Annotated in this window: 10 protein-coding genes, 2 tRNA genes and 2 rRNA genes; 4 read left to right on the top strand and 10 right to left on the bottom strand. The window is 50.1% G+C overall.

Features of this window, described 5'->3' with window-relative positions:
- A partial coding sequence (locus JMI88_RS38755; RefSeq protein ID WP_201367443.1) for a DUF4870 domain-containing protein occupies nucleotides 1-286 on the top strand: 286 nt, incomplete at its 5' end.
- A 147-nt stretch (nucleotides 287-433) separates the two neighbouring features.
- Here JMI88_RS38755 and rrf (JMI88_RS38750) read toward each other — a convergent pair.
- Both rrf (JMI88_RS38750) and larC read right to left on the bottom strand, forming a co-directional pair.
- Nucleotides 434-550: ribosomal RNA gene (gene rrf, locus JMI88_RS38750) — 5S ribosomal RNA — on the bottom strand.
- Between the two features lie 107 nt (nucleotides 551-657).
- The gene (gene larC, locus JMI88_RS38745) at nucleotides 658-1,440 is read right to left on the bottom strand and encodes a nickel pincer cofactor biosynthesis protein LarC (protein WP_201367442.1); all 783 of its coding nucleotides are present in this window, start codon (nucleotides 1,438-1,440) and stop codon (nucleotides 658-660) included.
- Nucleotides 1,441-1,719: 279 nt separating this feature from the next.
- Here larC and JMI88_RS38740 point away from each other — a divergent pair, with 279 nt between their 5' ends.
- A complete protein-coding gene (locus JMI88_RS38740; RefSeq protein ID WP_201367441.1) occupies nucleotides 1,720-4,443 on the top strand; it encodes a family 78 glycoside hydrolase catalytic domain in 2,724 nt (907 codons plus the stop codon).
- 83 nt (nucleotides 4,444-4,526) lie between these two features.
- Here the strand turns inward: JMI88_RS38740 and JMI88_RS38735 are convergent, their stop codons facing one another.
- The 7 genes from JMI88_RS38735 to rrf (JMI88_RS38705) form a co-directional block, all read right to left on the bottom strand.
- Nucleotides 4,527-4,814: a GlsB/YeaQ/YmgE family stress response membrane protein gene (locus JMI88_RS38735; protein ID WP_201367440.1), complete on the bottom strand. Its 288-nt coding sequence runs from the start codon at nucleotides 4,812-4,814 to the stop codon at nucleotides 4,527-4,529.
- A gap of 329 nt (nucleotides 4,815-5,143) precedes the next feature.
- Entirely contained in the window at nucleotides 5,144-6,031 is an 888-nt protein-coding gene (locus tag JMI88_RS38730) for a sugar phosphate isomerase/epimerase family protein (protein ID WP_201367439.1), read from the bottom strand.
- A 401-nt stretch (nucleotides 6,032-6,432) separates the two neighbouring features.
- Nucleotides 6,433-6,687 (bottom strand): YtxH domain-containing protein, encoded by a 255-nt coding sequence (locus JMI88_RS38725; RefSeq protein ID WP_201367438.1) that lies wholly within the window; start codon nucleotides 6,685-6,687, stop codon nucleotides 6,433-6,435.
- 81 nt (nucleotides 6,688-6,768) lie between these two features.
- A complete protein-coding gene (locus tag JMI88_RS38720; RefSeq protein ID WP_201367437.1) occupies nucleotides 6,769-7,167 on the bottom strand; it encodes a response regulator in 399 nt (132 codons plus the stop codon).
- A gap of 345 nt (nucleotides 7,168-7,512) precedes the next feature.
- Nucleotides 7,513-7,584: transfer RNA gene (locus JMI88_RS38715), tRNA-Lys, on the bottom strand.
- A gap of 334 nt (nucleotides 7,585-7,918) precedes the next feature.
- Nucleotides 7,919-7,993: transfer RNA gene (locus JMI88_RS38710), tRNA-Gly, on the bottom strand.
- A gap of 26 nt (nucleotides 7,994-8,019) precedes the next feature.
- Nucleotides 8,020-8,136 (bottom strand): 5S ribosomal RNA (gene rrf, locus JMI88_RS38705).
- Nucleotides 8,137-8,703: 567 nt separating this feature from the next.
- Between rrf (JMI88_RS38705) and JMI88_RS38700 the strand changes: the two genes are divergently transcribed.
- Nucleotides 8,704-13,269: a GAP1-N2 domain-containing protein gene (locus tag JMI88_RS38700; RefSeq protein ID WP_201367436.1), complete on the top strand. Its 4,566-nt coding sequence runs from the start codon at nucleotides 8,704-8,706 to the stop codon at nucleotides 13,267-13,269.
- 22 nt (nucleotides 13,270-13,291) lie between these two features.
- On the opposite strand, the gene JMI88_RS38695 is transcribed toward JMI88_RS38700, so the two are convergent.
- A complete protein-coding gene (locus JMI88_RS38695) occupies nucleotides 13,292-14,158 on the bottom strand; it encodes an MBL fold metallo-hydrolase (RefSeq protein ID WP_201367435.1) in 867 nt (288 codons plus the stop codon).
- A gap of 290 nt (nucleotides 14,159-14,448) precedes the next feature.
- On the opposite strand from JMI88_RS38695, the gene JMI88_RS38690 reads away from it, so the two are divergent.
- The coding region (locus JMI88_RS38690; RefSeq protein WP_201367434.1) for a PAS domain-containing protein at nucleotides 14,449-14,825 on the top strand (377 nt) is incomplete at its 3' end.

Below are 14,825 nucleotides of genomic sequence, written 5' to 3'. Positions count from 1 at the left end.
CTTCTTTATTATGGAGAAGAAGAATCGCCTGGTACGCTTCCATGCGATGCAGTCTATCCTGTTCACAGGTGCCTGGACAGTCATCAACGTGATACTTAATGTTGCTTCCGCGAATATTGGTGGTGCCGGTGTTGCTCTAGGCTGTGTCAGTGCTCTGGTAGGTCTGGCCTTCTTTGTGGTCTGGATCATCTGCCTGGTCAATGCATTCCAGGGCAAGTACTTCAAGTTGCCCTATATCGGCGACTACGCAGAGAAATACGCCAATCAGGGTACGAGCACCTTCTAAACGCTCATAGAAAAAGCGTCTGGTGGCTAACTACTGTTAGCGGCCAGACGCTTTTTTAGTGCTCTTTTGAGCTGCTATAGGTGCGTCCCTTGCGGACGCTTTAAGCCTCATCACGCAGCAACAAAAAAACACCCGTGTGGGCGGGTGAAACGGCGACTTCCTATTTTCCCACGCAGTTGCCCACGCAGTATCATCGGGACTAAAGAGCTTAACTTCCGTGTTCGGGATGGGAACGGGTGTACCCTCTTCGCAATTATCACCGGTTCGCCTGCACATACAGGTGTCCGTTCAACAACATAAACAATATTACCATAAGCCGAGCCAAAAGTCAAGGGTTTTAACTCAGCAGCTCGGCTTATCAAATTTATGCTTCAGGAGTGGGTGTGTTGATGGGTATGGCTGTGCTCGTGACCATGTTGATGGAAGTTGCCGTAGGCTTCGCCGAGGCAGGCGCGCAGACAGTTGGGCCAGATGACACGTTTTTTGCCGAAGCCGTAGCCGACGCGTTCGATGGCGATGGCGGGCATCTCAAAACGCGCCAGGGTGGCCAGGATGGCTGCTCCTGTCGGCGTGACGAACTCGCCTTCCAGCTGGGTCGGTACCCATGGAGCCTTGACCGCGCTAAGGATTTCCAGGGTAGCAGGTGCTGGTACGGGCATCAATCCATGCGCCATGCACAGGTGTCCACGCGTCAGTGGTAGCGGCGAGGCATAGAGCTGCGTAATACCAAGCGCCTCTATCGCCAGTGTATTACCAACAATATCAACGATAGCATCGACAGCACCTACCTCGTGAAAGTGAATCTCATTGAGAGCTACTCCATGCACCGCTGCTTCAGCTTCTCCCAGGCGACGAAAAATAGCTGTGGTGGTATCACGTACCCAGGGGGAAAGCTGAGAAGAGGCCAGCAGTGCGGCGATATCGGTAAAGCTGCGCGTGGGTTGATCCTGTTCCGTTAATACAACCTCAAAACGAGATCCTGTGATGCCTTGATCTGTGTAGGGCGAAAGCCTGAGCTCATAGCCTTCCACTGGCAGCGCCTGCAGCTCGGTGCGCAACTTCTCCAGAGATAAACCCGCGTCCAGAAAAGCACCCAACAACATATCCCCGCTAACACCAGAATGACAATCCAGATAAGCTATCTTTTGCGACATATATTCCTTTTTCTTTCTATCTGTAAATTATTGACCCACCCATTCCCAGCCATAGACGCTAACAGTCTCATATTCTTTTCTTTTCTTCCTTTAGCTTATGCTGGAATGACTGGAGATGCAAGAGCATGACATCTAATTGGTCACTTATCGAAAAAAGCCCGGAAAAGCTTGACAATTATCCTGCCCATATGTTAACCATTTGAAAGACTCCGAAACAGAACGAAGGAAGATATTATAATAGAATTTTGATATTTCTAGCATGGAAGGAAAAACAGGGTCATGACGACGAATATGATACCAGTCCGGCTGCGTTGTGAATATCTAGACAATCCATCTGGCATCGATGCCCCACAACCACGCCTGAACTGGCAGCTAGAGGCTGTCTCCCCCACACAGCGCTCGCTGAAACAAACGGCCTATCAGATCCTGGTCAGTAGTAGTGAAGCTGGTCTGGAAGAGAAACAAGGCGATCTCTGGGATAGCGGCAAGGTTTTATCTAATCAGAGTAGTCATATTGTCTACGCGGGAAGCGCCCTTACTTCGGGTCAACAGTGCTGGTGGCGGGTACGTGTCTGGGATGCACAGGATGAGGTATCGGACTTCAGCCCCAGCGCCAGCTGGGAGATGGGCTTATTGACCGGCGCTGATTGGCAGGGAAAGTGGATTGGCTTGCAAGCGTCCAAACCAGCCTACGATGCTATCGATGTGGAGCCGATGGGAAAGCTGCCTGGCTTACAGGCGAGTCCTTACCTGCGCACCACTACGAACCTGCCACAGGCTGTGCGGAAGGCTCGCCTCTATGTGACGGCTAAAGGAGTTTACGAGGTCCATATCAATGGCCAACGCGTCGGGGATGCCTACTTTGCGCCCGGCTGGACCGATTACCATCAACGCATTCAATATCAAACCTATGATGTCACGGCGCAGCTACAACAGGGGGAAAATAGCATTGCGGCCATTCTGGGTACAGGCTGGTATTGTGGACATGTCGGCTTCTGGATCGATGGACAGGGCAACAACTATCAGCACTATGGCACTGATCCACGCCTCTTGCTACAGCTCCACATTGAGTATAACGACGGTAGCAGCCAGACGATTGTCTCAGATGATAGTTGGCAGGGTGCTCTAGGTCCCATTGTATTCTCGGACTTTCTGGCCGGGGAAACCTATGATGCACGCCACGAACTGGACGGATGGGATCTACCCACCCGCGCCACCACTGATCGCTGGCAACCGGTCCTGGTTGAGGAGCTCAACCCCGGCATACGGATCGTGGCCGAACCGGATCAACCGATACGGGTAACCCAGACCTTGACTCCGCAGACCATTACAGAGGTCTCGCCAGGGATCTTTGTTTATGATATGGGACAAAATATGGTTGGCTGGGTACGCCTGCAGGTCGAGGGAAGCGCAGGCACACGCGTACAACTGCGCTTCGCCGAAATGCTCAATCCAGATGGCTCCATCTATACTACGAACCTGCGCAGCGCTCGTCAGACCGATAGCTATATTCTCAAAGGGCAGGGACAAGAAGTCTTTGAGCCTCACTTTACCTTCCATGGCTTTCGCTACGTTGAGCTCAGTGGCTACCCAGGACAACCGACGCTAGAGGCCCTGACCGGCCTGGTCACCCACTCGGATACCCCACCCACCGGCAGCTTTGAATGTTCAAATCTCATGGTTAATCAATTACAGAAAAACATCGTCTGGGGACAACGAGGCAATTTTATCAGTGTGCCCACCGATTGTCCGCAGCGTGATGAGCGCCTGGGCTGGATGGGCGATGCCCAGATTTTTGTGCATACCGCCTGCTACAACATGGATGTGGCGGCCTTCTTCACCAAATGGATGCGCGACGTGGTCGATGCCCAGGCACCAGATGGAGGATTTCCCGATGTGGCCCCACGCGTGGCTTTGAAGACCAATGGCGCCCCCGCCTGGGGCGACGCGGGCATCATCGTGCCATGGACCATCTATCAGATGTACGGGGATACTCGTATTCTAGAAGAGCACTACGAGGCGATGGTCCGCTGGCTGGACTATTTACACGCAGCCAATCCAGAACTGCTGTGGAAAAATAAGCGCAACAACGATTATGGTGATTGGCTCTCCATTGAAGCCGATACTCCAAAGGAGCTTCTGGGTACCGCCTACTTCGGCTATGATGCTCTATTGATGTCACGCATTGCCAGAGCACTGGGACGCGATGCCGATGCCGAGAAATATCAGCGCCTCTTTACGGCCATCGGTGAGGCTTTTACACGAGCCTATGTCGATGAGGAGGGCTATATCAGCGGGGGCACCCAGACCTGCTATGTGGTTGCGCTGCAGATGCAGTTGCTGCCAGAACATTTGCGTCCATTGGCCGCCAGGCATCTGGTGAAAGAAATAGAGAAAAAGAATGGGCATCTCTCAACCGGATTTGTGGGGGTTGGCTATCTTTGCCCGGTCCTGACCAATTCCGGCTATAGTGAGGTTGCCTTCCAACTTCTCAACAACGAGACCTTCCCTTCCTGGGGCTACTCGATTAAACATGGCGCCACGACGATCTGGGAGCGCTGGGATGGCTGGACCACGGATAAGGGCTTTCAGAATCCAGCCATGAACTCGTTCAACCATTATTCGCTGGGCTCGGTAGGACAGTGGCTCTTCCAGTATGTGGCCGGCATCAATACCGACCCAGAGCAGCCCGGCTATCAACATATCCAATTGCGCCCCTATCCCGGTGATGACCTCTCTTACGTCAAGGCCGAGTTTATGTCAATCCACGGCAAGATCGCCAGTGCCTGGCAAAAAGATGGAAGCACACTGACCTTCACGGTGACGATTCCTGCCAATACCACAGCTACCATTGCCTTGCCAGCCACCAATAACGCTCAGATCTTCGAGGGAACGGTCCCTGTTGCAGATGCCGACGGCGTGGCATTTGTTCAGGAGGAAGAAGAGCGCATGCTCTTTAAAATTGGCTCTGGCACCTATTGCTTTCGAGTATACGCCAGCTAATACAATTAAAAAACAAAAAAAGTGTGATAAAAAGTTTCTACTTTTTATCACACTTTTATATACCAGGCCGCTAGTATAATTGCTTATACTGCTCTTCGTCCTGACACAGCGTGCAAGATCGCGACCAGGATACAGGCTCCAATCAGAGCCACAACAAGGCTGCCCACAAAACCAAAACTCGCATTAGGCGCAACCAGATTTACAATTAAGCCACCGACGAAAGCGCCGACCAGACCAAGGATGAGGTCACCAATGATGCCGTATCCTTTGCCAGGCATAATTACGCCAGCTAACCAGCCAGCAACCAGACCGATCACAATCCAGGCAATAAGACCGCCAGGGTTAAGTGCTGCACCAAGTACCAGACTCATAATGCTTTCGCCCCCTTAATAAATTAACAAAAAAACAATACATAATAACTACGCATGTCAATCTGACAATTATAATACGGTTCACACGCAATATGAGACGAGATTATCAGGCGGTATTTATCAAACATCCTCATATAGTATAGCACCCCAGCCTGGGGCGCTGACGCCACTCTTTTTAATATGTGGTGCAAAAAGTGTGCTCTGCACACTTTTTGCACCACATATTAAACATTGAGCGCCGCAGGCGCGTAGTGTCAGGGGCCGCAGGCACAAACCGCATGGTTTTCAGAGACTCTCTGACACAAACGGGCTGGAGCACGGAGAAAAACTTATTTAGTAATAGTAACGTTCTGCCAGGAACGCTCCTGAGGGTGGATCAATGGATGGAGCACCTGCCAACCACGGTCCAATCCTTCATCGAATTTGTCATTCCAGTAGACGGGATCTTCGTGCTCGATAGCAATATCCCCGGTATAACCAATTTCATCCAGCGTAGAAATAAACTGCGGCCAGTTGATTTCACCATAGCCGGGAATGCGGAAGCGGAAGTAATCGCCATTGACGCCGCCTCGATAGCGGCGCTCGGGTAGCATCTCGGTATCCTTGGCATGTACGTGGTAGATGCGATCTTTAAACTCGCGCAACGCACGGATATGGTCGATACCCTGCCAGTAGAGATGGGAAGGATCAAACTCCAGGCCCAGCGCTCGCGAAGGAACGGCCTTAAACATGGCATCCCAGGTATCGGGCGAACCACCAATATTCACCGGTCTGAACGGCAGGCGCCCATGGACCGACATCCAGTTTTCAAAGGCTATCTTGACGCCACGCTTCTCCGCAATCTCAGCCACGGGCCCAAAGCGATCCGCAAATAGTTGAATATTGCCATCCCAATCTTTGCTGGCGTCAAATCCCCCCATGCTCGCCACCACATCCAGGTTCAGAGCTTCCAATGCATCAAAGACACGCTCGTAAGCCGGGGTCACCAGTTTAGGGTTCTCGTTGTACTGCTTGCCAGATACATCATAAAAAGCCAGTGAATGAATGCCTACATGATATTTATTGGCCAGTTGGCGCGCATGCGCAATTGCCTCTTTGTCAAGAGCACCATTGGCTGGATTTCCGAAGGCCCGTACATTGAGTTCAATACCATCAAAACCGAGATTCGCCGCTTTTTCCAGGTCGTTTATATCTGCAGTGAGAAAACTGAGCTTCATAAGACTCCTTCCGTCTCTCCCCAGATACAGGCCGGGGAGATTTAGTTATTCTGGTACGCCTTATAAACAACGAACATGATCGATCATGTGATCGATCATGCTCAAACAGTACCCGACCATTAACCGCTTTGTCAAGGCATTAAATGAGGAAAGAGGTTAGGAGCGCCCAGTTCGCACAACACAAAAACGTTCCCACCATTATGGTAAAGGCACTTCCCACTCTTTGAGCCAGGTACGCGATTTGTGGTCGCGCAGGCGGATCAAGGCGTGATCTGAAAAAAGTTGGAAGGAGAAACTGGGTACGACATCGGGATCATCGCAATAATAAAAAAAGCCTGCTACTCCGAAGAGAGTAACAGACCTTTTTAGTATCAGAGCAAATAATGATCTAAATGAAAATACTAAAACTCGCTACCGCTCTTGGCACGAGTATAGCGATCATTCAATTCTGTCTTGGTGCGCGAATACAATTCGCGACCCTGAATCAGGGCTTCCTGGGCACGAGCGCGAATCTGGTCATTAAACGCGCCTGAGCTCAACTGGATACCCTGTTCACTTAACTGGGCACGCGTTGCTTCACCTGACTGGGGAGCCAGCAACAAACCAGCCGCCACGCCTAAACCAAATCCGAAGATCAATCCTAACACAAATTTCATACTCGATTCCTTTCCGTTCGTTTTACATTCAGTATACAGATACCCTGCTATGTTCCGTCCCTCACACGTTTATAGATGGTATTATACGTGTCCAGGATTTTCCAGCAATTCCTCGACTTTGTCCAGCAGAACTGTGAGCTCAAAGGGTTTACGTAACAAATGGACATCGTTGTAAAACTCAGGTTGACTCTCGATCGACCTGGACACTTCCTCAGCCTCAAGGACCGCGGCAGTATAGACAATTACAGGAATATCGGCAGCGGTAGGATCACTTTTTATCTGCTTTAATACCTCTTGCCCGGACATATCACCCAGTTTTAGATCGAGAATCAGCAAATCGGGTATCATGCTTTTTACAGTCGCAAAAGCATCCTTACCTTCTTGTAAGATTGAAACCTGATACTGCTCATCTTCTAGCACACGACGCATCAGGTGAAGTAATTCATTTCTGTCGTCAACAACAAGTATGCGTTTTGTCACATCCAATCAGCACCACAATCCGCGCAATTGCCCGGTGGCACTGCCTCCTGTTAAATGCTGCTACTTTACACTTTACGTTATCCAAAGCTTATGTTATGCAACAGCATATCTTCTTGAGTACTGCGAGTAAGTGTAACACGATACAGGTCATCAAAACAAGGGTAGTAGTAGACTATACCCAGTGGAATATCTGGTACACCCAAGATCTGTATGTATTACGTTTTACAAAATCGACACGTTGACAAACAAAAAAAACTACACGTGGACTTTGCTTGTGCCCCGAGACACAATCACCAACCAGCCTGTATACAGAGACCAGATTGGAAAGCCAGTGTAGTATAAAGGTGAGCGTGGTGGGGATCGAACCCACGGCAACCCGATTAAAAGTCGGATACTCTACCACTGAGTTACACGCTCATCAACGTTTGACGTTGCCTATTATAGTGCATCTGTCCAAGCAATGCAAGAGGGTTTGGGACTAAATTTGCCTTTTTTTATGGATTTGCAAAAAATTCACTATAATAACACTGCTCCAGTGGCCCGTTCAGCCAACTCATCCAAATAATGCAACTCAACAACCCTGCCCCTCCTGATCAAGCATTCTATATGCAAATATCATACCATCTAGTATTATCCCACCTATTGAAAGGGCAAATAATCTTTTGTATACGTGTGGTGAAAGCGCCAGGCGTGTCCGGCGCTTTCACCACACGTATACAAAAAAAGCACCATCTTTAAAGATGGTGCCTGTTGGAGCGGGAGACGGGATTCGAACCCGCGACATCTTCCTTGGCAAGGAAGTGCTCTACCACTGAGCCACTCCCGCAATCGATTCGCCCGTGTGGGCAGGTGAAACGGCGATGTCCTATTTTCCCACGCAGTTGCCCACGCAGTATCATTGGAGCTGAAGAGCTTAACTTCCGTGTTCGGGATGGGAACGGGTGTGCCCTCTTCGCTACAATCACCGGTTCGCCTGCACATACAAGCGGTTCGTTTCGACGTGGTTTATAATAGCATGGGCTGTGTGATCTGTCAACACTTTTTAGAGCATTTTTTGAAAGTTCTACTAAAAGCCATGAAAGTGCTGTTCTGGTACCTCTTCTGTGGTGGAGATGCGCGCCACAAACATGGGACTTGTGGGTAATAACCACCAGCAAGAATGATAATGGACGATGTGTTTCAAGGTGTTTCATGGTTTCGCAGGACTTATTCTTCTGACCCATTCAGTCAGTTAAAATATACGGAAGAGCGCTATTTCTTTACAGGTTGTCTTGTAATATATTTCTATCTATATTATACTTGGTCCATATTTCAAGCTTCTCGAAGGCCATAGTTCTTATTTAATTCACTAGAATCCAGGGCCATTGAAAATCGTTATATATTTATCTAAATAACAATAAGCCGCATCGCTATCAAGATTCTCTTCCATAGATTCTGCAAATTGAGCATTAACAGAGTTTTACTCCAATTACATATAAGCTGATGATGAGACGAAGAAGTTAATAACAAGATAAGTGAGGCAAAGGCGGTAGTACCATGAAGACGGAGAGTGAACAACTCTGGTATACCTGGTCGACCAGGGGCTTTGGAGGCGCGGGTTTCCAAATCCGCGCGGCATCACCAGGTTTCCTGGAGGGGAACAACTCGGCCGCGCTAGAGGATGAGCGTATACAGTCATTGCTCGCCCATGCTCGCTATGTGCTTCCCCCGAATACTAAAGATTCAGGCGATATGCCTCCTCAACACCTCCCTATTTCGCTGGCCTTTATCAAAGTAAAGCAAGAGGATGCCCTGTTACATAAATGCTATTGTCCGCCTGATGAGGTGGGTGCGGCCGGCAATTTTTTTAGCCATCTGATCACTGATTTGCCTGAGGTCCCTTCGCCCGCTGGCCCGATCGCGTTTACGGCCCGCGAGGCGATCACGACCTGGGGCTCAAGCTATTGGAAGGTACGAGACGAACTGCAAACGACGCAGAAAGAATTGCCCCGGGTGACGTTCCCTTCCTTGCAGGAACCTGGTACGACAACGACAGAGAGCGAGAAGCTGCGTAGCGGGAACCTGGCACGAGAAGATCTGAAAAAGCTTAAGCGCGAGCAGCTAGAGTTTATACTGCGCGCCTTTTTGATGCGCCAGCCCGGACAGCGTATCTATATCGCTGCCCAGCCAGAGCAGGTAGCATACTTGCTCTGGGGCCTGACGCATAGCCTGCCGCGTACACTGGATATTATGCGTGAGCTCACATTCAGCACCTATGAACGCTTAGAGATGGAGCGCGCCACCCCTTTCTATGGACGTAAAGAGGAGGCCCAGACCCATCCAGCAATTACTGGTACGTGTTGGCTCGGCTCCTCCACCAGCGATCTACCAGCGATGTATTATCAGGATCAAGGCGTCAATGGCTTCGCCCTCAATTGCTATAGCGGTCGCAGCACGCCATTAATGCCCGATGGGGTACTGGCGCGCTTTGTCCTCTTCGCCGTAGATTGTTTGCTGGATGAGAATAATCACAATTATCTCGAACTCACCGAAATACTGAAGCAGGCCGAACAGGAGCAGTGTCAGGATCTGACGCATTTTATGCGCGTGTACATCTCCTACCAGGAGACATTGTCGCAAAACGATGTGCAGGAGCTCATCGATATCATCAGGCAGCGACTAGATAATATCGTTGATGAAGAGAAGACGCTGTTGGCCGATCTGGAGCGGCTCAGGCGTCCTAATGTGCAGCGCTCAATTGTGCAATGGATTGCGCGTAACCGGAGCTGGTGGGAAAATACGTGCCGCCAGGATCTGGTGACCTTTTTTGCTTGCCTGGATAAATATGCCCACTATCCCTTACCATCCAATATTCAACATGTGATCGACACACTGCATGCAACGATGACGGAGCTCGGAACACTGGTCGCGGAACAGGTCAATGAAGCGCTTAGCTCCAATAATATCGATTATATGTATTTCTGGATGGATATGCTTGAGCTTACGGCTCCGCTGCACCAATCTCCTCATATCTGGCTTGTGCTGGTGCAGAATATGACGGCTGACGACCTCAATGTGCCAGTCTTTCAACGCTGGTGGCAGATCAAAGGCGAGAGCATATTTCTGGCGATCCACCAGGGACTCAAGCTGCCCGGCAATGAAAATCTGGGCACTCCCTTGACCCCCTTTGGCAAAAACGTCGTGGACAAGATTCTAGAGGCCATCCAGAACGAGGATCGCTGGTCCATCGATAACTGGCAAGAAAAGCTGATCAAGATCGCCGCTCCACGTCAAGATCCAGCTGTCTGGATTTATCTGTTCCAGCATATTGTGACCCATCCTTATCATCCCATCTATTGGGAGTGGTGGAACGCCTATGGCAAGCATGGAGCGGAAGAGCTTAACCTGCTGGGCCAACAAAATTCCAATGTGGCAGATAAGCTCTATCAGCTGGGCGACTTGATTATTCACAACATTGCACTGCTGATTGAGCAGGAAGATCCGCTCAAAGAAATGCAGTCCTCACCCAACTGGCCCATCTGGTCGATCTGGAACGAGATGTTCTCCACCTTGATCTCTTTGAGCAACACGGAGGTAGGTGCCTGTAAAACCTGGTTGGATCTCTGGGGTAACCTCTGGCCCTACGTTTTCACGCCCATTTATGAGCAATGGTGGCAGCATCAGGGCGCGGAAACCTCGATCGTTATTCGTCAGTGCGCCGAAACACATCCTCAAAGCGAGGTGGCACAGAATATAGCGGACTTTATCTTTGAGTCGATTTTGCCGCTGACCTATGATCTGATCGATCTGATGCTGGAGCAGACCGAGGAGGAGCCCCGGCGAGATGCCCGCAATAACCTCTTCATTCTGCTGCGGGTGCTGCTCAATGCGCTTCCTGCGCATCATCAGGAAGCGGTGTGGATCACTAATGATAGTGATGGTGGCCTGCTTAATTATCTGACACAGACGATTCAGGCCAGCGTGGATGAGGTTTATCCGTGGGAAATTCATCGTACGTTGCTGGAGACCTGGGCCGAGGTTGAGGCGCTGCATGCGCATCCAGCACTCTATCCCTGGTTGAACGTTTCATGGGGCACGATTGGGCGCTTGCTGGCCGATGAGCGCATTCCAGCCAGCTGGCATCACATGGCTGTCAATAGCGTACTATTGACGTCGGTAACGCTGGAGATGCCCCAGCTAAAAAATCTCTTGCTATCCGATCAATCCTGGCAGGCCTTTCGGCACGTCTTACAGCACAACATTGCCAACGCTGAGACGGCCCCGCTTGCCCTGACTTTCTTTCAACATCTGGTAGAGATCGGCTATCTACATAAAAGCCAGGTCTTGATCGACCTCTTGCTCGCTGCGCGTCAGCTGCCTGAGGTGGCGCAGGAATTGCTACAACTGGCGCAGCTTACCCCTGAGGAAACGGCGGAATTTCTGGAACAGGATTGCCAGGAATTGCTGCAGTTGCCAGATTGGCCCGCAGCCTTTACGCCTTTGCTCTATAACTATTTAACCACCCTGGATGCTGGCAGACTGGCTGAACCAGCTATCTTGAGTTTGCTGCGGCAACTCCAACAACGCAGCCAGTCTACAGAGTCCGGGCTGAGCGCTGAACTATCTATCTATGTCAATGGCTGGTTGTATATCGCGAAGCTGCTGGCCCAGCCAACTGATAGCAAGCATTGGGTGCGCCTGGCCAGGCCCCAGCTCGGCCAGATGCTGCAGTTGCAGCCGGCGGCACGCGATGCCCTGGCCGAGGTCCTCTGGCCCATCCTGGTCCGTCATTTAAGCAGCGAAATGGACCTCACGCGGGTGCTCGACAACCTGGGTCCGGTCCTGACCGGCGCGGCGCTGGAAACAGAGGCTGAAACGGAGACCGGTACGACCTTGCTCCTGGGTATGGCCGCCCATATGGCATCCTATCATCAGCAACAACAGGAAGTGAGGCGGCTGGTCCCTTATCTCAAAATCGCGCTCGAACAGGCACAGGAAACGCTCTATCCTAAAAACGAAGCCTTCCTGACGACTTTTTTGCAGGCGCTATGCGGAAATCTGAGTACCGACGAATATGATCTGCTCAACACGCATAGCGAACTGTGGCCGCTCGATTTTAAAGATGTCTGGCAGACCTACATCCAGCAGCAGCGTGAAAAAAGTACCGCTAAGGTGCTGGCCGCTTTCAAAAAGGCGGTCCAGACTGAAGACGTTGAGAGCATTACCCAGACCTATCAGCAAGTACTTAAAGAGGTGGCCTATCCTGGTACGCATGTCAATCAGCAGGAGAGGGATATTGCTTTGCTGGCGGGCGATATTGTCAGTGCCTATAAATTGATGGATCAGGGAGCGCTGTTCCAGGCTCACCAGGAGATTCTGCAGTCTCCGTATAAAGATCGCATCAGGTATACGCCAGAAATCGAGCATGCCATCGCCAATCTACCGGAAGTACCACAGCCTAAAGCGAAGACAACGCGACCATTGCTGAAACATCGTAATTCACAGATGCTCACTAAACTGGCGGCCCAGCCTAACGCTGAGATCCTTAAAGCGCTGGAACAATCCGTACAAGAGACCAACGCCCGCACGACCATTGGTACGGTCCAATCCAAATCTATTATGCTAGATCAGCTAAATAAGATCCATGCCTTTAAGCGCCTCTACATTGGCTACCGACTGAGCATACTGGATAGCAAAATCAAAAATTCACCCTGGAATAGTAAAGACAGGTCCTACTATAAGAAGGAAAAGAAAGAACTGCAGGAGTGCCAGCGACAGAATGATCAGTTTCTCAGGCAGAAAGCCCTGGATGATTTGATTGATAACGTCTTTATTAATTCAGGCATCGAGTCCAGAATCAAGCAGGGACAGTGTGGCATTGAGGAGTTTTTGCTTGAGCAACGGGTGCTTGAGCAATTTCGTGCCTTCCAGCCTGATGCTTATGTGGCGCTAGTCAAGATGCATAACTTTACTGAGACGGATGTGAAGCAGGTGTTGCGCATCTTCCGGCGGCGTGAGCGATTCGCTGAACGGCTGCTCAAAGAGCGCTATGATCTGGATAGCTGGCTTGAGGAACGCAAAAAGCTCTATCAGGATCAGATTCAGATCGAGGGTCGCTGGTAGGAAGAGGAATCACCTGGCGATCCTACGTTCCCTGGCGTTCAGCCACCGCCACCTCAAAGGTATAAGTATCTCCACGCTTCAGATAATGCACACGATCAGCCAGCCCGGCCTCTTCAACCTTGTCCTGAAATTCTGTGAGTGATGAAGTAAAGACCGAGTAGTCATTGTAATGAACGGGAATAGCGGTACGTGGGTTGATCAGCTCAATCATCCTGACACCTTGCTTAGCATCCATCGTCAACATAACTTTGAGCAGCCTGGTCCCTCCCAGGTGCAGTATAGCCATATCTATCTCGCGATAACGCCTGGGGATCTCATGCAATTTTTTGTACATCAAGGTATCGCCGGTAATATAGACGCGTAAGGTTTTCTGGCCCGGGGACTCAAATTCGAGCATGCTGCCCATCACCGGCGGTAGGAGGCGATAGAGTGGTCCTGGCCCATGCTTTCCGGGCATCGCGGTAATATGTAGATGCTGAGCCCCTTTCTCCAACGTCAAAGTCTGCCAGGTGGATAGCGGATAGATGCGATAGAAGTGTTGCTTTCTCAAGGCTTCCGCGGCCTGGGGAGTAGTAGTAATCGAGACCCCTTTGGCCAGATCGCGCGCCACACCACGATCAAAATGGTCTTCATGCATATGTGAGAGGATCACCATATCCAGTGGTGGCAATTCGGCCAGGCTGATGGCAGGATTCTGCAAACGAGTAGCCTTCATACCATATCCCAGATGCACATGTTCGCCGCGATGCAAAAAATTAGGGTCGGTCAGAATGGTGAAGCCCGCATAGCGCAATAGTACAGTTGCATTGCCAATAAAGAAGAGCGTGCCTTGACCGGTCTGCGCCTGATCTTTTGTACCTGGTAGCACGACTGTATGCCTGAAATCCATATGAGGTCTCTTCCTTTGATGTTAATGCCGTTGTGGCATGTGAGCCTGATAAGAAACCTTACATACCTTCCACACGTATCCTAATACTTGCTGGTAACAGATTGTTGCCTCTTCATTCTATATCGCCAGCAGAGGCTATCTTCAGCAGAGCTTGTCTATAAAAGATCACAAAAACTGAAGCATAGGTAAGGCATTTATCGAGCGTAAAATATTGTATACTACACAGTATGATGTAAATATGTATAGTCGAGCTAAAATACGAATATTTCGAGCGCAATGGGGATAGGAAGATGCCATATATTAATGCTACTACGATTCAACTTGACACGCTATTCACAACAATTCCAGATGGTGTTATTATTCATAACATTGAAGGTAACATTCAATGCCTCAACCCTGCTGCGCTGGAGCTCTTTGAATTAGCTTCAGAAGAGGAATGTAAAGGCATGCCTTTTCAACAGTTTATGGATCGCTATCAACCACATGATGTGGAACTCTACCCGACATATAATACCCAGACCACCACTACTATTGATCAAAAAAAAGCGTCACTAGCTGTTTATACTTCATCCAAACATAGCGCTATCCTTATGTTGCCTTCCGATAACTATGCCTGTGTTGATATCATCTCGACACCCCTGAACGACAATCAGCAACAACCTATTGG

The organism is Dictyobacter formicarum (assembly GCF_016587435.1).
Note: the sequence above shows the minus strand (reverse complement) of the source record. Positions and strands in the feature narration are given on the sequence as shown.

Bases quoted from the DNA above. Each gene is read 5' to 3' on its own strand.
- larC (WP_201367442.1), bottom strand. From the start codon at position 1,440: ATGTCGCAAAAGATAGCTTATCTGGATTGTCATTCTGGTGTTAGCGGG.
- JMI88_RS38740 (WP_201367441.1), top strand. From the start codon at position 1,720: ATGACGACGAATATGATACCAGTCCGGCTGCGTTGTGAATATCTAGAC.
- JMI88_RS38735 (WP_201367440.1), bottom strand. From the start codon at position 4,814: ATGAGTCTGGTACTTGGTGCAGCACTTAACCCTGGCGGTCTTATTGCC.
- JMI88_RS38730 (WP_201367439.1), bottom strand. From the start codon at position 6,031: ATGAAGCTCAGTTTTCTCACTGCAGATATAAACGACCTGGAAAAAGCG.
- JMI88_RS38725 (WP_201367438.1), bottom strand. From the start codon at position 6,687: ATGAAATTTGTGTTAGGATTGATCTTCGGATTTGGTTTAGGCGTGGCG.
- JMI88_RS38700 (WP_201367436.1), top strand. From the start codon at position 8,704: ATGAAGACGGAGAGTGAACAACTCTGGTATACCTGGTCGACCAGGGGC.
- JMI88_RS38695 (WP_201367435.1), bottom strand. From the start codon at position 14,158: ATGGATTTCAGGCATACAGTCGTGCTACCAGGTACAAAAGATCAGGCG.